The following is an 18,911-nucleotide window of genomic DNA, read 5'->3' on the forward strand; positions in this document are numbered from 1 at the left end:
TCATGAAGAAGCGCAGTTTGCATGGGTTCGCGTTGTTGTGCGTCGGGATGTTGGCGTCGCCGTTGGTAGCGCACGCCAGCAAAGTCGGCGAACCGGCGCCGGCATTTACATTGACCGACAGCGATGGCAAGACACGATCGCTCGAAGAGTTCAAGGGCAAGACGGTAGTGCTCGAATGGACCAATGCCGACTGCCCCTTCGTGAAGAAGCACTACGGCAGCGGCAATCTGCAACAGCAGCAACGCGATGCCACCGCGCAAAACATCGTCTGGCTCACCGTCAACTCAACCGCCAAGGGGCGCGAGGGCAACGTGAGCGGCACCGATGCGAATAAGATCCGCAAGGAACAGAAGGCGGCACAAACTGCTTACTTGATCGACGAGGACGGCAAAGTTGGCCATGCTTACGGTGCGAAGACCACGCCGCATCTGTTCGTCATCGACGCGCAGGGCGTGCTGCGTTACAACGGCGCGATCGACAGCGTGCCGAGCACCAAAGCAGAGGATTTGACCCGCGCCACGCAGTATGTGCCGGCGGTGCTCGCCAGCTTGAAGAAAGGCGAGGCGGTCAAGCCGGGCTCGACCCAGCCATACGGCTGCGCGGTGAAATATCCATTGGTGAATGCAGAGAAGGAAGAGGATTGCGGCTGTTGAGTTGGCGAGTCTCATTGCCCATGTACGCGTTGACCGCCGAGCTGCGCCGGCGGTCGGACGCTTTGTTGCACGCGCTGATCGAGACGAGGCGCTCGCGGGGCTGGCATGACAAAGTCACCATCGTCGAGCCCGAGGACTTGCTCGAGCATTGGCGCGATCCTTCGCTGCTGCTGTCGCAGACCTGCGGATATCCGCTGCTAAAGAGTCTGGCGAATAAGGTTCAGCTGGTCGCCACGCCTCATTACGACGTCGCCGGATGCGGCGGTCCTTTCTATGCGAGCGCACTGATTGTCAATGCGCAAAGCGAGGCGGCAACCCTGGCGGATTGCAAGGGCAAGATTGCCGCTGTGAACACGCACGATTCTCAAAGCGGTATGAACGCGTTCCGTCACGCCGTTGCGCCTCATGCCGACGGTGGCAAGTTCTTCGAGAAGGTTATCTACACGAAATCGCATCTTGCCTCGGTGCGTGCGGTCGGTGGCATCGGCGACTGGTCGGCGGACGTTGCTGCAATCGACCCTGTCAGCCTCGCGCTGATTCAAGAAAGCTTTCCCGAGGCGGCGCGCCGCGTACGCACGATCGGCTACACGGCGCCGGCACCGGTGCTACCGTTCATTTGTTCGATTCGAGTGCCGAAACAGGTCGTGGCCGAGTTGCAGGCCGATTTGCAGGCGCTAGTGCAAAAGAAGGCTGACGTGTTGCGCGGTCTGCGGATACGCGATTTCTCGTTCCTTTCGCTGGAAGACTATCGAATCATTCTCGATTACGAGAGCGAGGCACAGCAGCGCGGCTATCCGACGCTGCGTTGAAGTCTCAATACGGTCACTTCAGCGTCTGCGCGCGGTTACATGCTGCCGCGGCATTTCAGGATTCCCCCAAAGCACAGTTGTTACTTGTATAGACATGCTACTTTTTTCCGACGTAACGGCTACGGCCGTGGGTTTCGGGAGGGTGATCGATGTCTATTCATATCGAGCGCACGCCGCGCTGGGTGCGTGTGCGCTTCGCGGGCGTGACCATAGCGGACAGCAAGAACGCACTGCTGGTATTCGAGGGCGGCGGCCTGCCCAAATATTATTTCCCCAAGGCCGACGTCAAGACCGCGTTGCTGGTGGATTCCAGTCGTACCACGCAGTCGAAAGATGCGGGCAAGGCGCGCTGGTGGAGCATCGAGAGCAACGGGCGTTTCGCTGAAGACGCCGTCTGGGCGTACACGAGTCCGCCGGCCGCCGCTCAGCAGTTGAAGGACTACATTGCCTTCGAGTGGGACAAAGTGGATGGCTGGTTCGAAGAGGAAAAGGAAGTCTTTCGTCACGCGCGCGATCCCTATCACCGCGTCGATGCGGTAGCCAGCTCACGTCATATCAAGATCGTGCTCGGCGGCGAAGTGATCGCAGAGAGCCGTCGGCCCATCCTGGTGTTCGAGACCGGCATTCGCACTCGCTACTACTTACCTCGGCTCGATGTGCGAGAAGACCTGCTCACGCCCACCGACAGTCACACGCGTTGCCCTTACAAAGGCGAAGCGTCGTACTGGACTGCGAAGGTCGGCGGCAAAGAATACCGCGACATCGTGTGGAGCTACGTGAGCCCGATCGCGGAGATGCCGAAGATCGCCGGCCTGTATGCGTTCTACAACGAAAAGGTCGACGCGGTGTATGTCGACGGTGAACAGGAGCCCGCCGAGTTGCGCTGGAATCGCAGACTCACGGTGGCCAGCTGAAACAACTAACCATCATGCGTACTCGGTATTCATTAAAACATCGTGGATCGCTGCTCGGCGCTGCCGTCGCAGGCGTGTTGAGCTCGGTTGCGGTTACCGCGCAGGCTCAGGACAATCTCGAGACCGTCGTCGTGCTCGGCACCTACAGCAGCGACACCACCGCGCTCACCAGCACCGCACCAATCGACGTGCTCAAGGGCGAAGAGCTGCAGAAAAGCGGTGCCACCACGCTGAATCAGGCCTTGTGGCAGCTGGTGCCGTCTTTCAATTTCCCACAGAACCAGCCGACCACGCGGGGTCAGAATCCCAAAGGCGCCTCGCTGCGCGGCCTATCCACCGATCAGACGCTGGTGCTGATCAATGGCAAGCGTCGGCATGCGTCCTCGATCGTGCAAATCTCTTCTGGATTGGGGCTCGGCGCGCAGCCGGTCGATCTGGATGCGATCCCGTTCAGTGCCATCGAGCGCATCGAAGTACTGCGTGATGGCGCGTCGGCGCAGTACGGTTCGGACGCCATCGCGGGCGTGATCAACATCGTGCTCAAGTCGAGCACCGCTACCGACTTCAACGTGCAAGTGGGGCAGTTCTCGCAGGGCGATGGGCTGCGTCGCTCGGTGGGCAGCTCGACCGGCTTCGAACTGCCCGGCGATGGCTTTCTGACCGCGAGCGTCGATGTCATCGACTACGATCCGACCGACAACTCGCGCCCGGATCTGGCGGCTCACTATTTCGATGGCGATCCGCGCGAGGCCACCGTCAATCGGCAGCATAAAGTTGGCTCTCCGGAGCGGACTCGCATCAATGTCGCCCTGAATGGCGAAGCCGATGTGAGTGAGAACGTCCGCGCTTACGGCTTTGCGACTTACGGCAACAGCGATTCACGCAACAACGTAATCGGCGTGTTGTATCCGCGCTCGGATTGGACGGTGCGCGCGATTTATCCCGATGGCTCGCATCCCTGGTACAAGTATCGCAACGAAGATATTTCCGGCACGTTCGGGGCGCGCTTTGGCAACGATAGCCTCGGTCATTTCGATCTCAGTGCCGGCTATGGCCGCGACGATCACGACGAGCACATTTACGACAGCATCAACCCGAGCTTCGGTCTGGACAGCCCGACCAGCTTCCTGGTCGCGTCCTTGAAGAACGAGCAGACCAATGTCGCGCTGGACTATCGGCGCGAGTTCGCGGTCAGCGCCTTCCATGGCCCGCTGACATTGTCCTCGGGTATCGCTTATCGCCACGAGGAATACACGCTCGGCGCGGGCGACTACGAATCCTATGCCGATGGCGGCGTACCCATCCTGGATGGCCCGAACGCGGGGCGTCGCGCCAACACCGGTGCATTCCAGGGACAGGGCATGCGTCCGCTCGATGCGGGCACCTTCACGCGTGACGTACGCAGTGCCTATGTCGGATTCGAAGCGCAGTTCACGTCCAAGCTCAAGCTCGGCATAACCGGCCGCGCCGAGGACTATTCCGATTTCGGTTCCGCCACCAACGCGAAGCTGTCGGGTCGATATGAGATCACGCCCGCGATCGCGCTGCGCGCAACGATCGGCACCGGCTATCGGGCACCGTCTCTAGGACAGATTGGAACCTCGTGGACTACTTCCACGGGCACGGTGCTGGCGGCGGATGGCACGCCGGCGCTGACGCGCATCTTGCCCGTCAATGATCCGGTCGCACAGGCGCTCGGCGCTCGCAGGCTGACGCCCGAGGAGTCGACCGACATCAATGTGGGCTTCGTGATTCGTCCCAACAGCAGCTTCTCCATTACGGCCGATGCCTATCAGATCGAAGTCGACGATCGAATCACGCTCAGCGAACGCTTGAGCGGCGCGACAGTACAGTCGGTATTGAACGCGGCGGGCTATTGGAACTACGCAGCCGCGCAGTTCTTCACCAACGCCGCCGATACGCGCACGCGCGGCTTCGACGTCGCCAGTCGCTACTTTGCCGAGTTGGCCGGCGGCAAGCTGGAACTGTCGGCGAGCTACGCCAAGTACAAGACCGAAGTGACTGATGTGGAGGCTAGCCCGTTCGGCTTCGATGTGTTCGGCCGCTCACAACGTATCTTCATGGAGCGCGGCAATCCGGAGTCACGCCTGCTGCTCGGTGCGCGTTATTCCCTCGGCGCCTGGTCGGTGTTCCTGGCAGAGTCGCGATTCGGCACGTACATCTCGCCGCACGCGACCACGCCGTCACTCGATCAGACTTACTCGGCGCTGTGGAAGACGGACATCGATATCAGCTACCGCCCGAACCAGAAGTTCTCGATCAATGTAGGCCTGGAGAACGCGCTCGACGAGCGTCCGGACCGCGTGATCGATCCTGCCGCGCGGGTCCAGTACGGCAATTCGGTGGCAGTCGCGCCGGAGGGAGCGTTCTGGTACTCGCGGCTGGCGTATAGCTTTTAGGAGTCGACATGGCCCAGAAAAACTCCACGCAATCCCGCGGCGGTGGCTTGCTCATCGAGCCATCGCCGCGTTGGGTGCGCGTCGTGTTCAACGGCGTCGTGATCGCCAACACCAAGCGGGCATTGTTCGTGCACGAGACGGGCGAGCATCGCAAGCTCGCCACGTATTTCTTCCCGCGTGCGGACGTGCGGACCGACCTGCTGCAGTTCTCCGGAGAGAATCCTGACGCAAGCCGCGCCGGCGCGACGACGTATTTCACGATCAACGCGCAAGGGCGCAGCTATGAAAATGCGGCGTTCAGCTATGAGGCGCCTACAGCCAATGCGCAGGCGCTGAAAGGTCACGTTGGTTTCGTGTGGGACAAAGTCGATCAATGGCTCGAAGAGGAGGAGCCGATCTTTCGTCACGCACGGGTCCCCTACAAGCGGGTTGATGCGATTCCCAGTTCGCGCCATGTCAAAGTCGTCCTGGGCGGCGAGGTCATCGCCGAAAGTCGGCGGCCGGTGCTGGTGTTCGAAAGCGGCCTGCGCGTGCGCTACTACCTGCCGATGCAGGATGTGCGTGAAGACCTGTTGCAGCGGACCGAGTCGCGAACCAGCTGTCCTTACAAGGGCCATGCTTCGTATTGGTCGGCTCACATCGGCGGCAAGATCTACGAAGACATCGTGTGGTCGTACCTGCAGCCGTTGCCTGAAGTGCAGCACATCGCGCGCTTCCTGGCGTTCTATCACGAGAAAGTCGACGCTGCGTACATCGACGGCAAGGCCGACGATGGCCAGCTCTGGAACGATGGCGCCAATGCCTTCTATGTTTGAGTCGAGGCACATAGCATCATGAGTAGCTCGTTCGGCAGAATCCTGCTGACCCGTCGAGAGTTGTTGCAGCAGACCGCACTGATCGGTGCGGTGACCGCTGTGGGCACCAGTTTGGTCCGTCCGGCCGATGTGCTGGCGGACAACGTCAGCGCCAATCGCATCCTCATCGAGCCGAGCCCACGCTGGGTCCGCGTGAAGTTCAACAACGTAGTCGTTGGCAACACCAAACGTGCTTTGTTGGTGCACGAGCTGGTGCCGAACGGTTGGAAGGCGCCAGCTTATTTCTTCCCAAAGGCCGACATACGCAGCGACCTGCTCACCTTCAGCGGTCAGGACGAAGCCGTTGGACGTGCCGGCCCGGTGACGTTCCATCACATCGAGGCGAGCGGCAAGCGCTATGAGAACGCCGCGCTGACCTATGACGAGCCCTTGCCAGGCACCGAGACTCTGGCCGATCACGTCGGTTTCGTCTGGCGCAAAGCAGACGAATGGCTGGAAGAGGAGGAAACGATCTACCAGCATCCGCGCGATCCTTACCATCGAGTCGATGCCTTGCCGAGCTCGCGTCACATTCGCATCGAGCTGGGCGGTGAGGTCATTGCCGATACACGAAGGCCCGTGATCGTCTACGAAACCGGGCTGCGTCCGCGCTATTACATTCCTCGCACCGACGTGCGAGAAGAATTTCTTGAGCGCACCAACCGCCACACGCGCTGCCCGTATAAAGGCGAGGCATCGTACTGGTCGGCGAGCATCGGCGGGCGCACTTACGACAATATCGTCTGGGCGTATCCCCATACATTTCCAGGCGTGAGCAGCATCGCGGGACTGTTGTCGTTCTATAACGAGAACGTCGATGCCGTGTATGTGGATGGCGTGAAGGAAGTTGCTCAGCGATGGAACGGAGGCGCCGACGCGTTCTATGTTTAGGCGGCGCCATGCGACGCCGCTGGAGCATCATCTGGTCGATGAGTTCGATGCGGGGCGGCTGACGCGTCGGCAGTTGCTGCGTCGGCTCAGTGTCATCGGCGCGGGCGTCGCGCTTGCCAGCGGATGGCCAAGATCTTCCCACTCGCAAGAGCGTGCCGGCGCCGTGATTCGCTTGTCGGCACATGCGCCGGCGGGATCCATCGATCCACTGCGCTCGAACGATGCGACCAGCATCCTGTTGCTGACACAGGTGGCGGAATTTCTGGTCACGAACTGGCCGGATGGATTACGGCCATCGCTCGCCGAGAGCTGGGCTCCCAACGCCGATGGATCGGTCTGGACCTTCCGCCTGCGCCGCGGAGTGCTGTTTCACTCCGGACAACCGCTGACCGCCGGCGATGTGGTCGCGACGATGGATCGCTTGACAGATCCAGCCAGTGGCTCAGGCGGAGCCTCATTGTTTCGAGGCACGCTGTCCAAGGGCGGCACGCAGCGTCGTGACGACTACACGGTCGAGTTCCATCTCGATCGGCCCAACGCCAGTTTTCCTTACTACGTTTCGTCGGATCACATCAACGCGGCCATCCTGCCGAACGGCAACGGCGGCAATTTCCAGAGCGGCTTTGTGGGCAGCGGCCCGTTCCGTTTGCAACGCTATCGCGCCAATCAAGGCGTCGTGCTGACGCGCAATCCACAGTGGTGGGGCGGGGCGGTGCTGCCCGAACGGATCGAGGCGTCGTTCCATCCGAGCGAGCCATCTCAGACTTTGGCGATGCTGTCTGGTGACGTGGATCTCGCGTTCGTGTCCGCGTTCGCCACGCAGCCCTTGTTGAAGGATCGACGGTTTCGTATCGAGCGATTGCCGTCGAGCGCGCATTTCCAGCTTCACATGCGCAATGATGTCGCGCCGTTCAACGACAGGCGTGTGCGCGAAGCGTTCGCGTTGGCGATCGACAGGCCGCGATTGATTGGCCTGCTGTATCGAGGATTCGCCGAGTTGGGAAACGATGCGCCTCTTGCGCCGGCGCTGAGTGTGACCGACGCCTCCGTGGCACAGCGCGGGCGGAATCTGCAGAAGGCGAGGGCATTGTTTCAGGCCGCCGGCGTGAGAACGCTCCCGTTTCCACTCGTTGCTCCGCGCTGGCTGGAGATTCCGAACTACGCTGTGTTGGTGCAGTCGGCGCTTCGGGAAGCGGGCGTGGACCTTTCCTTGAGAATCGATGCGCTCGAGAAGTACTACGGCAGCGCGAAGTTTGGCACCTCGCCGTGGCTCGATTCGCCGCTGGCAATTACGGATTACGCCTCACGCGGCTTTCCGGACGTCTATCTCGGCGCCGCGTTGTCCAGCACGGGCATCTGGAATGCTGCGCGCTTCCACAATGAGGAGTTCGATCGCCTGTTCGCGCAGTATCAGCGCACGTTGGATCTGCACTCTCAACGCGTCATCGCGCGTGACATGCAGCAACTGCTGCTGGCTGAGACCCCGATGGTCGTGCCGTTCTTCCGCAACGTGTTGATGCCGATCGACGCCCGCCTGCGGGACGTGGAAGCGAATCCATTCGGTTGGGTCTCGCTGGCGAGGGCGTGGCGGGCGTGATCCGGCTCGATGGCGTGTAACGGCGCGGTCACATAGCAAGGAGGAAACAAAGGATACGAAACAGTCACATGTCTGTAACCGAGCATGTCGTGATGGAATTTCGCTATTTCCATGCAATCTCATGCCGTGGATAGAGTCAGCGCAAGCAGAACAACAGGGAGTTGGGATTCATGGCGCTGTCACTGGTTCACTCGTCATCACGAGTCGCGCTGGCCATCGTAGTGGCGCTTTCCTGCTCGCACGACGCGGCGCTTGCAGCCGAGGGTGCGGGTAGCGAAGAGCGGGCGACCGGGCTGGAGCAGATCATCGTCACGGGAACGCGGCGTGCCGAGCGCACGGTCCTGGAGTCGAACGTGCCCATCGATGTCGTGAGCAATGACGATCTGCGACGCACCGCGATGCCCGATCTGAGCAGCAAGCTGCAAGCGGCAATCCCGTCTTACAACGTGCGGCGCCTGCCCACATCCGATGGCTCGATTTTCGTGCGGCCCGCCTCGCTGCGCAATCTCTCCCCCGATCACACGCTGGTGATGGTGAATGGCAAACGTTTTCATCGATCCGCATTCGTAGATGTCACGGCGCGCGGCGCGCAGGCAGTCAATCTCGCACTGCTCCCGGCGAACGCGTTCAAGCGCACCGAAGTGCTGCGTGACGGAGCAGCTGCGCAATACGGCTCCGATGCAATTGCGGGCGTGATCAATTTCATCCCGAACGACCAGCCTGGCACCGACACGTATGTGCAGTTCGGCGAGTACAGCGGCGGGGATGGACAGAATCTGCAGGTCGGCTGGTCGAGTGGCTTTCGGTTCGGTGACAGCGGGCATCTGAACTTCGCAGCGGAATACATCGACGCCGATGCCACGAACAACGGCATTCAACGTCCGCAGGCTGCGCTCATTGCGGCCCAAGGCGAACCATACGCGAGTGCCGTACGGAACATCGGCAAGGTGGTGCAGCGGTACGGACTGCCGGAGCAGGAGACGAAGAAATTATTCGTCAATACCGGTTTCAACCTGACCGGCAGCACGCAGCTGTACGCGTTCGGCAGCTTCGCCGACGATACCGGCGTCGCTGATTTCAACTACCGGCCCTCACTCACCGTGACCGGGCCGAATGCCGACGGCAACGTCGTCACGTTCGCGCGCAACGGTGGCTACAACATCAAAGCCAACGGCAAACACTCCATCTATCAGACCGCTGGGACCGACGGGGTGAATACCTGGGCCGCCACCGATCCCGACTTCAATCTGCTCGACATCTATCCCGGCGGTTTCACGCCGCGGTTCGGCTCGGACACTCGCGACTACAGTGTGGTTGCGGGACTCAAGGGCAGCGTGGGTGCGAATTTCGACTGGGACTTCTCTGCGGCGGCCGGCAGTAACCGCATCGAATACTGGTTGAAGGAATCCATCAATCTGTCGCTCGGCTCGCAGTCGCCGACAGAGTTCGACAATGGCGGCCGCGAGCAGCGGGAGCAGGACGTCAATCTGGATTTCGTTTACCAGTGGCAAACCGCGCTTGCCCGTCCAATCAACGTGGGCTTCGGTCTGGAGTATCGACGTGAAGAGTTTCGTATCACCGCTGGCGAATATGCATCCTGGGCGGTGGGCCCGCTGCGCGACCTGTCGCCGGCCTCGAATGGATTTCCAGGCGCTCATCCAGCGACGGCCGGGAGCTGGGATAGTTACAACACGGCAGCGTATGTCGACTTCGACGTGAACCTCACAGATCGCCTCAACGTGGGAGTGGCCGGACGCTTCGAGGACTACTCGCTGTTCGGCACGACGACGAACGGTAAGCTCGCGGCGCGCTTCGAGCTGACCGAAGCTATAAGCCTGCGCGGTGCCGTTAGCACCGGCTTCCGCGCGCCGACGCCGGGGCAGCAGTATTTGCAGAACGTCGGACAGAATCCGAACCTCAATCCGTTAGCGACGCGCTCGGTCGACGTGCGTGCGCAATTGCCTTCGAACTCTCAAGCCGCGGCGCTGTTCGGCGGCAAGGCGCTCACACCCGAGGAGTCGCTGAATGTGAGTTTGGGCGTGGTGCTTCGGCCCTTCAAGGGGGCGTCGGTCACGCTCGACGCTTATCGAATCGACGTCAACGACCGCATCGGGCTGTCCACCGCATTCGAGCTGACGCCGGCCCAGCGACAGCAGCTGGTCGCTGCCAATGTGCCGCTGGCGAACGAGTTGACGCATGTCAGTTTCTACACCAACAGCTTCGACACTCGCACGACCGGGCTCGACTTGGTCGCGAATTGGCAGGGCTCGGCAGGACCCGGCGCGCTGGGAATTATTTGGGCGAGTAATTACAACTACACCGAGTATCTGCACTATGACCCGGTGCTGCTTGACGAGCAGGCGCGCGTCACTTTCTTGAAGACCATTCCGCGCTTCACCAGCCATCTGTCCGCCGACTATGCATTCGGCAAGTGGCAGTTTACCGCTCGCGGTCGACACTTCGGCGAGTGGACGTATGTCGCGAACACGACCATTCCCTACGTCTACGAGCAGATCGGTGCTGAGACCTTCCTCGACCTGATCGGAAACTATCAGTTCAGCGACAGCGTCGGCATCACGCTCGGCGTCGAGAACGTCCTCGACAACTATATCCAGGAGGTCGGATTGGTGACCGTGCGCAACAACGGACGCCGCTATCCGGGAGGAGCGCCGTACGAGAACGAGGGGCGGCAAATCTACGCGCGAGTGGGCGTTCGCTTCTGAGGGCGGTTTGCAATCGGTAACAAGCGGCTGCTATGGAGCTGAAGTTGTTTCCTCATGAGAAAACATCATGCATGAAACAGCGTGGCGCACGTTTGTCGCGCATGAGGCCCGACTATAGTGGTGCGACGTAATTTGCACCCCAAGGTTTTGTGACCGGTTTGCAACCTGGCGTGAGTTCGATTTCGGAACATAGAGGAGTGGAGTCATGATCAAACGCGCGTTGAGGGTCGGCCAGGCGGCCGTGCTGCTGGCCGCCTGCGTATCGGCAGCGTCGGCGTTCGCCGGCACCAAGAAATTCCCGAGTGAAGGCGTGTGGCGCGGCGAGTTCACCGTCGACGGCGAGGCGATTCCATTCAACTTCGAGGTCAAGGGAAAGGACGCGGCGGGCGCAAAATTTTCGCTGATCAATGGCACACGCCGTGACAACTTTGTCGTGGAGCGCGTCTCCGACGACGAGCTGTCCGTGCCGATGAATACCTATGACGCGGCACTGGTATTCAAGGTCGTCGATGGCAAGCACATTCAGGGCGAGTACCGCGACCTCGTGCCGAAGCGCAACGGCGCTCGCAACCTGCCGTTCACTGCCGAGCATGGCAAGAGCTGGCGCTTCGTCGAGCCTGCCAAGCAAGCGGCCGCAGAGGTGGATTTGACCGGCAAGTGGGCCCTGCGCCAGGCCGACGACACGCAGCTGCGTGAGGCTGCCAGCAACGAGCGTGACAACCGCCGCAATCAGGTCGGTCTGTTCAAACAGAACGGCACGCATCTAAGTGGCGTGATCATGACTTCGGTCGGCGATACGCGCGAGCTCGAAGGCGTCGTGCAGGGCAATAGGTTCTATCTGTCGCACTTCAGCGGTCCGAGCCCGCGCCTGATCAAGGGCTCGTTGGACGAGGATGGCAATCTGCAGGGCTCGTCGGGCAGTGGTATCTACAACGTCGCTCGCTTCGAAGGCGAGCGTAACGAGAACGTGGAGCTGGCCGATCCGTACAAGCTGACCCGCTTGAAGGACGGCCAGACGCGCATTGATTTCACCTTCCCGGACCTGAAGGGTCAGCCGGTGTCGCTGCGCGACGATAAATATCGCGGCAAGGTCGTGATCGTCGAAGTGATCGGCACCTGGTGCCCCAACTGCACGGATCAAACCTACTTCCTGTCGCCGTGGTTCAAGCAGAACAAGCAGCGCGGCGTCGAAGCGATCGCCATCGCCTTCGAGCAGGAGGATAGTTTCGAGTACTTCCAGAAGACACTCGGCAAGTTCAAGAGCTACTTCGACATCCAGTACGACATCGTGTTCGGCGGCATTGCCGACAAGAAGGTTGCGACCGAGAAGCTGGCGGGCTTGAACTACATGGCTGCGTTCCCGACGACGCTGCTCATCGACCGCAGGGGCGAGGTGCGCGAGATCTACACCGGCTATACCGGTGAAGTGACCGGCCAGTACTTCAAGGACTACGTCAGCAAGTTCAACAAGGTGCTGGACGAGCTCATCGCCGAGCCCGATCCGTACTCGACGGTGAGCCAGGTCACAGGGCCCTGATGTCACGTTCGCTTTATTGGGTGACTTTGCTCGGCGCCGTCCTTGGGACGGCGCCGGTGCTGGCGGCAGGCGAGTCGACGCAGGAGCGCGCTACCGCCCGCGTCGAGCTGGGTCGCAAGTTGTTCTTCGATCCTTTGCTGTCGAGCGACCGCACGGTCAGCTGCGCGTCCTGTCACAAGCCCGAGACGGCGTTCGCCGATGACGTGGCGTTCAGCCTCGGCGTCGGCGGTGCGAAAGGCGAGCGGAACACACCGACGCTGTTGAACGTCGGTGGCCGCACCTCGATGTTCTGGGATGGCCGCGCCGAGACCTTGGAAGATCAGGCGATCTTTCCCATCGAGAATCCCGTCGAGATGAATCTGCCCGTTGCCGAGGCCATTGCGCGACTCGAGGCGAACGACGAATACAAGGATCGATTCGCGGTGGCGTACGAGGGCAAGATCACGCCACGCACGATTGGGCGGGCGCTGGCTGCATTCCAGAAAACGCTGCAGAGCTTCGATACTCCCTTCGACAGCTTCAACCTCGGGGACGACTCGGCGATCTCCGAATCTGCCAAGCGCGGCCGGCTGCTGTTCATCGGCAAGGCGAAATGTGCCGATTGTCACTCCGGCACCGACTTCACCTCGGAGCGGTTCCGCAACATCGGCCTGTTCGACGGCAGCAAGCTGAGTGATCGTGGGCGAGGCAATGTCACTGCCAATCCGGCCGACGACGGTCAGTTCAAGGTGCCGACACTGCGTAATGTCGCGGTGACAGCTCCGTATATGCACAATGGGATGTTTCAGACGCTGCGTGAAGTAATCGCGTACTACAACGAGCCCGACAAAATCGTTCCCGGTCAGAAGGGACGAGATGCGTCGATCGTGCCGCTACAACTCACGCCGGGTGAGCTCGAAGATCTCGAGAACTTCCTGGTGGCGCTGACCGATCGGCGCTATACCACGCAGGCTACGGCACAGCGCTGAGCGACTCAGATCAGGCCCAGCCAGCGGCCGGCGATGACGACGCCGGTCCACAGCAAAAGGGAAGTGAACGCGAGTGCGCGAATGGCGCCAGACGTCCCGTCACCATGTGCGAGGCGGCGAGTGAGCCACGTATGCGCGGCCAACGCTGCGACCAGCAGCACGAGCTTCACGGGAAACAAAGGGTTGGTGTAGTACTTGAATGGTCCGGCAGCCACGAGTAGCAGGCCGGAGAGGGTGACGATCACCAGGCCGATGGACGCGACCGGCTGCAGGTTGCACACGATAGTCGCGGGGGCCAACGGCTTCAGCGTCAGCCCGAGTGCTGCGAGATGGGTGATCAGCACGGCGCCACCGACCACGGACAATGCGATGATGTGTACAGACTCGGTTGCGGCGAAGGCGGCGGTGGATTGGTTGAGGTAGCTGCCGATCGTGGTCTCGCCCAGCCATACGAAGAAATCGTAAAGAAACATAGTGGGCAGGACTCAGAAGTAGGCGATGAATCGGCCAGTGACGATCACGGCGGTCCACGAGGCCAGGGAGACAGCGGCAAAGACGCGAGCGCTGGCAGGCGCTTCGCTGGCATCGTTCCAACGGATGGCATTGCGGAACGTCGTTGCGTGGAACAGCGCGACGTTGAGCAGTGCGATGGCCAGCAAGCCCAGCTTCAATTGCATGAAGAAATTGGTGTAGATGCGAGCCGATTGAGCGGCGAACAGCAAGCCGCCGCTGATCAGCATCACCGCGAAGCCCAGCCATGTGATCGGCAGCAGCGAGCGCGTGAGTGTTTCCGGCGCCGTGCCGCGGAACAGAACGCGAAGCAAAGTGAGGTCGACGATGGCGATCGCGCCGGCGAGCAGGATGGTGCCGACGATGTGAAACGTCTGCAGCACGGGAAAAAGGTCGTTGGATTCGCGGATCGAGGTGGCGATCTGCGAGTCATATAGGTGCTGGATCACTGCGGACGCAGACATGCCGTTCTTTAGTTATTGCGCACGGCGGGAGCGCCGTGGGCTGGTGAGTGGACGCGGCCCGATGGTGGGCCGCGCCTCGAAATATCAGGGTTTGAGCTGAGCTCGTATCTCGCCGGCCTTGTTGGCGGCGCTGTGCACGTTGACGTACAGGTGGCCGGCCTGATACGCGGCATACTGCTCATCGGTGAGCTTCGAGCCTTCCGGCACGTTCCACTCGTTGTCGGATTTCTTGGTGAGCGTGATGACCGGCGGACCGTTCTTGCCCGCGGGTGCCAGATGGATATGAGCGGCCACGCCGACGATGTCCTTGGTCGTGACGCTGCCGGTGACGGTCTTGTCGTTCTTGACGGTGATGGTTCCGGTGCCGCTGGCGCTGGTAGTCACGGCAGGCACTTCCTCGCTGCCTGACAATGTGATTTTGCCGTCCGCGGAGGCGACGCCGCTGGCCAGCGCCAACGCAACTACGATTGCTCCGAAACCCAGCGCTTTCTGATTGCTCTCGAGCATGAGACCTCCGCTGCTGTGGCGCGCATACGCCGATCATTGGAAGATATCGGCGCCCCGGTCACGGTGTCAGTCGATTCAGGGAGAAATATCAGTCACAGAACAAAACGGTTCGCACCGACAACGATTGGTTATTCGGTGTTCGACAGGCGCTTTGCGTCCTGCGCGAACGCTCGTGAAATCATCGCGCGGGTGGAGTCGCTCCGGTCGTGTCTCCCGGGCCGCCATCGCCTGGCGTGCCGCCGCTGACGACCTTGCCATCTGGCAGCGTCACGCGGCGCGCATCGATGATCTTGCCGCCGGCCTTCGCCAGGTAGCCGTCGACGATCAGCGTATCGCCGATCTTGATGTCGCTCTTGTTGAAACCCCGACGCGACAGCGCGCCCGGGCCGGCACCTTCGCACGCCCACGTGGCGAGGTTGCCATCCTTGCCGGTCACCTCCAGATGGAAATAGGAATGCGGATTGGTCCATTCCACCTTGACCAGCTTGCCGACCAGGCGGACCGGCTTGGCGGCGTCGTACATGGCGGCGAATGAATGATGGGCCTCGGCGGAGGAAAGTAACAACGAAGCGAGCGCGGCGCTGAGCACGAACGAGTTGCGAAGGTTCATGGGAAATCCGTGGCGATGAATGCGGAGAATGCCTGTTGGAATGTGCGGACAGTCCCGGATCACAGTACCACGCGCGCGCGGGGAGTCGAGATGTTCCATGCGCGGTCACCAGGATGGATCGGCGAAAGTCTCTTTCCGGTAACAAACGCAGCGTTTGTTTATGAGTCAAGTAACGGCGGAACTGCCCTTCCGACGGACGCGAAGAGCGTGCGCATTTGTGTTGTCATTGTCGCCTCAGAGTGCACTCACGAGGATGACGACGATATGTTTGCTTCCCGATGCCGGCCGCTGCTGGCGGCAGTTGTCATATTGCTGACGCAGGCGGGAGTCGCGCAGACATTGCCGCCGTCGGCGGATGTCTTGTTGGGTAAGGAATATCGCGGCCCGAAGGTGGCGACACCGCGCGATGCGCAGGGCAAGCCGCTGTTGACCGGCTATTGGAAGCTGTTGCATGAGCCCGGTAAGCCCGATGGCAATCTCGCCAAGGACGAACCTGGCTTGCGGCTGCCGTATAGCCCGAAGGGCGAGCAGATCCTGCGCGACAATCTCACCCAGGTCGTCGATCCGGAGGCTCGTTGCATCATCACCGGCATTCCGCGTCTGCTGACCAGCGTGCTGCCGTTCGAGATCCTGCACACACCCAAGCGCCTGGGCACGTTTCATCAACTCAGCTGGCATCGCTGGGTGTGGCTCGATGGCCGTCAGCACGAGCAGGACCCGGATCCGGAGTATCTGGGCAATGCCGTGGGACACTGGGAGGGCGACACCCTGGTGATCGACTCCATCGGCTTCCAGGACAGTGCCGACGGCCGGGTCTGGCTGGACGACAACGGCAATCCGCAGAGCGCCACGGCGCGCGTCATCGAACGCTGGTCGCGCCCGGATTTTCATCACTTGAATCTGTCGCTGACTTACATCGACAGCGAGTACTACGCCAAGCCCATCCACTACCAGCGCAGCTGGGTGCTGGGCGCGCCGGGCGAGGGACTGAAAGAGTTCTCGTGCGAATGGAATACGCCGTGGGTCGTCACGCACCTGGAGCCAGGGCCGGGTGTCATCGGTCCGAACGGCAATCGCGGCTACGGGCCGAATGCCCAGGTCGTGCCCGATCTGCCGCTCGGTTCGGTGGACTCATCGCGTGGCACCGCGTACTGGCTGTTCCGTTCCAACAAGCCCAAGCCGTCGGACCTGCCATCGCCGCCGTCGTCCGCCGCCGCACGATAAATTGAGAGTCACGCACATGCCGAACATTCATCGCTGCACCGGTGGCGCGCTGCTCGCGTCACTGTCGTTGCTGGCCAGTGCTCAAACACCGCCGACGAATCCCGCCGATGGCGATCAAACATCGCAACTGATGCGTGGACAAGCCTATACCGGTCCGACGTTACCGACGCCGCGCGGCCTGGACGGAAAGCCCGATCTCAGCGGCTTCTGGCGTCCCTTGAGAGAGCCTGGCAAACCCGGCGGCAACCTGGGCAAGGACGAGCCGAACTTCATTCTGCCGTTCAATGAGGTGGGCAAGCGCGCGCTGGTCTACACACAGAATCACACCGTTGATCCGGAAGCTCAGTGCATTCTTGGTGGTATCCCTCGCCACAACGGCAGCGGCCTGCCGTTCGAGATTCTGCACACGCCGCAGCGGCTCGCCACGACGTACAACTACAACACGTCCCGGCTGGTCACGATCGACCCGAAGTTGAAGCATGGCAAGCAGCTCGAGCCGCTGTACTTCGGCCATCCGATCGCGCACTGGCAGGGCGACACGCTGGTCATCGAGACGCGCGGTCTGAAGGACAGCGCCAAGGATCGCATCTGGCTGGATGAGAACGGCAATCCGACCAGCGATCAGACGAGGGTGATCGAGCGCTGGTCGCGGCCAGACTATCACCACATCAAGTTGGAGATGACCGTCACCGATCCGAAGTACTACACGCGGCCGATCACGTTCAAGCGCACCTGGGTGCGAGCCGATGAAGGCTTGGGGCAAAAGGAATATGCCTGCAACGAGAGCAACTTGTCCGGCGAGCTGATCGGTCCGGGCGCCGGCGTGATCGGACCGGACGGCAACCGGGGATTCGGTTACAGTGAGCCGCTCCCCGACGTACCGCCGGGGCCCGAAGCTTACGAGAACAGTAAAGAATGAAATCGATGCTGAAGCGGGCTTGCCGTCTGTCGTTGGCGGCGGCTGCCCTGTATGGCGTGCAGTCGCATGGGGCGAGCCCCGTCGATGCAGCCGAGGCTAAACGCCTGCACGAGCGGATGCTGGTGCTGGATACGCATCTGGATGCACCCGCCAACTTCGTGAAACCCGGTTGGAATGTCGCGGCTCGACATTCCTTCGACGACGACGGTTCGCAGGTCGATCTGCCGCGCATGATCGAAGGCGGATTGGACGGCGGGTTCTGGGCCATCTACACGGGTCAAGGTCCTCGTACGTCGGAGGGGTTTGCGGCCGCACGCGATACGGCGCTGCTGCGTGCTCTTAGCATTCACGAGGTGGTCGCGCGCAATCCTCAACACTTCGAGTTGGCGCTCACGTCCGCCGATGCGGCGCGCATCGCTGCACAAGGCAAACGAGTGGTGTATCTGAGCATCGAGAACGGTTATCCGCTCGGCCTCGATCCCACGTTGCTGCAAACGTTTTATTCGCTGGGCGTGCGGCTGTTCGGGCCGGTGCACTTCCGCAACAACGACCTCGCGGACTCAGCCACTGACCCAGCGAAGGAGTGGAACGGATTGAGTCCGCTGGGCAAGCGGCTGGTGGTCGAGGCGAATCGGCTCGGCATCGTGCTGGACGCCTCGCATGCCTCCGATGACGTGCTCGACCAACTGATCGAGTTGTCGCGCACGCCGGTAATGCTGTCGCACTCGGGCTGTAAGGCGGTGTTCGACCATCCTCGCAACATCGATGACGATCGGCTCCGCAAGCTGGCAGCGAGCGGCGGCGTGATCCAGATGAACTCGCTGGGGGCCTACTTGAAACGGATTCCGCCGATTCCGCAGCGGGACAAGGCGTTCGCCGAGCTGAGTGCGAAGTACGGTCCCGCCGCAAATCTATCGGCCGATAAGGCGGCAGAGTTGCGTCAGGCGCGTCGTGCCATCGAAAAGCAGTATCCGCTGGAGCGCGCGACCTTCGAGGACTTCATGAACCATCTGCTGCACGCTCTGCGTCTGGTCGGGCCGGACCATGTCGGCATCGGTGCCGATTGGGATGGCGGTGGCGGTGTGATCGGCATGGACGACGTGACCGCGCTTCCGAAGATCACCGCGCGGCTGCTGCAGGAAGGCTATAGCGCTGCGGACATCGAGAAGATCTGGAGCGGCAATGCGCTACGTGTGCTGAAGGCCGCCGAAGATTACGCGCAGCGAGCGGGGACGGAATGACCGGTCGTCATACCGTTTGAAACGACCGGCGATACGTGGCGGGGCTGCTCCGGACAGCCGTCGGCACGGT

The 18,911-nt window shown here is 61.4% G+C and carries 17 protein-coding genes; 13 read left to right on the forward strand and 4 right to left on the reverse strand.

The genetic code is table 11. The annotated features are described in order from the left end of the window. Positions 1-2: 2 nt before the first annotated feature. The 10 genes from D0550_RS13855 (at position 3) to D0550_RS13900 (ending at position 13,366) form a co-directional block, all read left to right on the forward strand. Positions 3-653: a thioredoxin family protein gene (locus tag D0550_RS13855; RefSeq protein WP_206606272.1), complete on the forward strand. Its 651-nt coding sequence runs from the start codon at positions 3-5 to the stop codon at positions 651-653. After that, the gene (locus D0550_RS13860; protein WP_153067163.1) at positions 650-1,462 is read left to right on the forward strand and encodes a phosphate/phosphite/phosphonate ABC transporter substrate-binding protein; all 813 of its coding nucleotides are present in this window, start codon (positions 650-652) and stop codon (positions 1,460-1,462) included. The genes D0550_RS13855 and D0550_RS13860 overlap by 4 nt, the downstream gene beginning before the upstream one ends. Positions 1,463-1,611: 149 nt before the next feature. Continuing rightward, complete coding sequence (locus D0550_RS13865; RefSeq protein ID WP_116809790.1) at positions 1,612-2,376, forward strand: DUF427 domain-containing protein; 765 nt, start codon at positions 1,612-1,614, stop codon at positions 2,374-2,376. Positions 2,377-2,390: 14 nt separating this feature from the next. Then, the gene (locus tag D0550_RS13870) at positions 2,391-4,796 is read left to right on the forward strand and encodes a TonB-dependent receptor plug domain-containing protein (protein WP_116809791.1); all 2,406 of its coding nucleotides are present in this window, start codon (positions 2,391-2,393) and stop codon (positions 4,794-4,796) included. Positions 4,797-4,804: 8 nt separating this feature from the next. Beyond that, positions 4,805-5,611 (forward strand): DUF427 domain-containing protein, encoded by an 807-nt coding sequence (locus D0550_RS13875; RefSeq protein ID WP_116809792.1) that lies wholly within the window; start codon positions 4,805-4,807, stop codon positions 5,609-5,611. A gap of 18 nt (positions 5,612-5,629) precedes the next feature. Then, positions 5,630-6,541 carry a DUF427 domain-containing protein gene (locus tag D0550_RS13880; RefSeq protein ID WP_116809793.1) on the forward strand — a complete coding sequence of 304 codons (912 nt, stop codon included), beginning with the start codon at positions 5,630-5,632 and terminating at the stop codon, positions 6,539-6,541. Beyond that, on the forward strand, positions 6,534-8,138 hold the full coding sequence (locus D0550_RS13885) for an ABC transporter substrate-binding protein (protein WP_116809794.1): 1,605 nt from the start codon (positions 6,534-6,536) through the stop codon (positions 8,136-8,138). Before D0550_RS13880 ends, D0550_RS13885 begins: the two co-directional genes overlap by 8 nt. Before the next feature lie 170 nt (positions 8,139-8,308). Further along, a complete protein-coding gene (locus D0550_RS13890; RefSeq protein ID WP_116809795.1) occupies positions 8,309-10,861 on the forward strand; it encodes a TonB-dependent receptor plug domain-containing protein in 2,553 nt (850 codons plus the stop codon). A gap of 205 nt (positions 10,862-11,066) precedes the next feature. Next, positions 11,067-12,398, forward strand: coding sequence for a peroxiredoxin family protein (locus tag D0550_RS13895; RefSeq protein ID WP_116809796.1), 1,332 nt, complete (start codon positions 11,067-11,069; stop codon positions 12,396-12,398). Further along, the gene (locus D0550_RS13900) at positions 12,398-13,366 is read left to right on the forward strand and encodes a cytochrome-c peroxidase (protein WP_116809797.1); all 969 of its coding nucleotides are present in this window, start codon (positions 12,398-12,400) and stop codon (positions 13,364-13,366) included. The genes D0550_RS13895 and D0550_RS13900 overlap by 1 nt, the downstream gene beginning before the upstream one ends. A gap of 5 nt (positions 13,367-13,371) precedes the next feature. Here D0550_RS13900 and D0550_RS13905 read toward each other — a convergent pair whose 3' ends face one another. The 4 genes from D0550_RS13905 to D0550_RS13920 all read right to left on the reverse strand — a co-directional run bounded on the left by D0550_RS13905 (position 13,372) and on the right by D0550_RS13920 (position 15,457). Further along, the gene (locus tag D0550_RS13905; RefSeq protein WP_116809798.1) at positions 13,372-13,839 is read right to left on the reverse strand and encodes a DUF6644 family protein; all 468 of its coding nucleotides are present in this window, start codon (positions 13,837-13,839) and stop codon (positions 13,372-13,374) included. A 12-nt stretch (positions 13,840-13,851) separates the two neighbouring features. Continuing rightward, complete coding sequence (locus D0550_RS13910; RefSeq protein WP_116809799.1) at positions 13,852-14,340, reverse strand: DUF6644 family protein; 489 nt, start codon at positions 14,338-14,340, stop codon at positions 13,852-13,854. An 84-nt stretch (positions 14,341-14,424) separates the two neighbouring features. Then, on the reverse strand, positions 14,425-14,847 hold the full coding sequence (locus D0550_RS13915; RefSeq protein WP_116809800.1) for a CHRD domain-containing protein: 423 nt from the start codon (positions 14,845-14,847) through the stop codon (positions 14,425-14,427). Between the two features lie 178 nt (positions 14,848-15,025). Beyond that, the gene (locus tag D0550_RS13920) at positions 15,026-15,457 is read right to left on the reverse strand and encodes a DUF6152 family protein (RefSeq protein ID WP_116809801.1); all 432 of its coding nucleotides are present in this window, start codon (positions 15,455-15,457) and stop codon (positions 15,026-15,028) included. Between the two features lie 264 nt (positions 15,458-15,721). On the opposite strand from D0550_RS13920, the gene D0550_RS13925 reads away from it, so the two are divergent. From D0550_RS13925 to D0550_RS13935, 3 genes are read left to right on the forward strand one after another with little or no spacing between them, the layout of a single operon-like run. Beyond that, positions 15,722-16,681 carry a hypothetical protein gene (locus D0550_RS13925; RefSeq protein ID WP_116809802.1) on the forward strand — a complete coding sequence of 320 codons (960 nt, stop codon included), beginning with the start codon at positions 15,722-15,724 and terminating at the stop codon, positions 16,679-16,681. 16 nt (positions 16,682-16,697) lie between these two features. Next, positions 16,698-17,600 carry a hypothetical protein gene (locus D0550_RS13930; protein WP_116809803.1) on the forward strand — a complete coding sequence of 301 codons (903 nt, stop codon included), beginning with the start codon at positions 16,698-16,700 and terminating at the stop codon, positions 17,598-17,600. 5 nt (positions 17,601-17,605) lie between these two features. Further along, positions 17,606-18,841: a dipeptidase gene (locus D0550_RS13935; protein WP_116809925.1), complete on the forward strand. Its 1,236-nt coding sequence runs from the start codon at positions 17,606-17,608 to the stop codon at positions 18,839-18,841. The last annotated feature ends 70 nt before the right edge of the window (positions 18,842-18,911 follow it).

It is taken from the genome of Steroidobacter cummioxidans (assembly GCF_003104955.1).

Coding starts and splice junctions, on each gene's coding strand:
- D0550_RS13890 (WP_116809795.1), top strand. CDS start 8,309: ATGGCGCTGTCACTGGTTCACTCGTCATCACGAGTCGCGCTGGCCATC.
- D0550_RS13855 (WP_206606272.1), top strand. CDS start 3: ATGAAGAAGCGCAGTTTGCATGGGTTCGCGTTGTTGTGCGTCGGGATG.
- D0550_RS13935 (WP_116809925.1), top strand. CDS start 17,606: ATGCTGAAGCGGGCTTGCCGTCTGTCGTTGGCGGCGGCTGCCCTGTAT.
- D0550_RS13915 (WP_116809800.1), bottom strand. CDS start 14,847: ATGCTCGAGAGCAATCAGAAAGCGCTGGGTTTCGGAGCAATCGTAGTT.
- D0550_RS13910 (WP_116809799.1), bottom strand. CDS start 14,340: ATGTCTGCGTCCGCAGTGATCCAGCACCTATATGACTCGCAGATCGCC.
- D0550_RS13885 (WP_116809794.1), top strand. CDS start 6,534: ATGTTTAGGCGGCGCCATGCGACGCCGCTGGAGCATCATCTGGTCGAT.
- D0550_RS13875 (WP_116809792.1), top strand. CDS start 4,805: ATGGCCCAGAAAAACTCCACGCAATCCCGCGGCGGTGGCTTGCTCATC.
- D0550_RS13920 (WP_116809801.1), bottom strand. CDS start 15,457: ATGAACCTTCGCAACTCGTTCGTGCTCAGCGCCGCGCTCGCTTCGTTG.
- D0550_RS13895 (WP_116809796.1), top strand. CDS start 11,067: ATGATCAAACGCGCGTTGAGGGTCGGCCAGGCGGCCGTGCTGCTGGCC.
- D0550_RS13900 (WP_116809797.1), top strand. CDS start 12,398: ATGTCACGTTCGCTTTATTGGGTGACTTTGCTCGGCGCCGTCCTTGGG.
- D0550_RS13905 (WP_116809798.1), bottom strand. CDS start 13,839: ATGTTTCTTTACGATTTCTTCGTATGGCTGGGCGAGACCACGATCGGC.
- D0550_RS13880 (WP_116809793.1), top strand. CDS start 5,630: ATGAGTAGCTCGTTCGGCAGAATCCTGCTGACCCGTCGAGAGTTGTTG.
- D0550_RS13930 (WP_116809803.1), top strand. CDS start 16,698: ATGCCGAACATTCATCGCTGCACCGGTGGCGCGCTGCTCGCGTCACTG.
- D0550_RS13925 (WP_116809802.1), top strand. CDS start 15,722: ATGTTTGCTTCCCGATGCCGGCCGCTGCTGGCGGCAGTTGTCATATTG.
- D0550_RS13865 (WP_116809790.1), top strand. CDS start 1,612: ATGTCTATTCATATCGAGCGCACGCCGCGCTGGGTGCGTGTGCGCTTC.
- D0550_RS13870 (WP_116809791.1), top strand. CDS start 2,391: ATGCGTACTCGGTATTCATTAAAACATCGTGGATCGCTGCTCGGCGCT.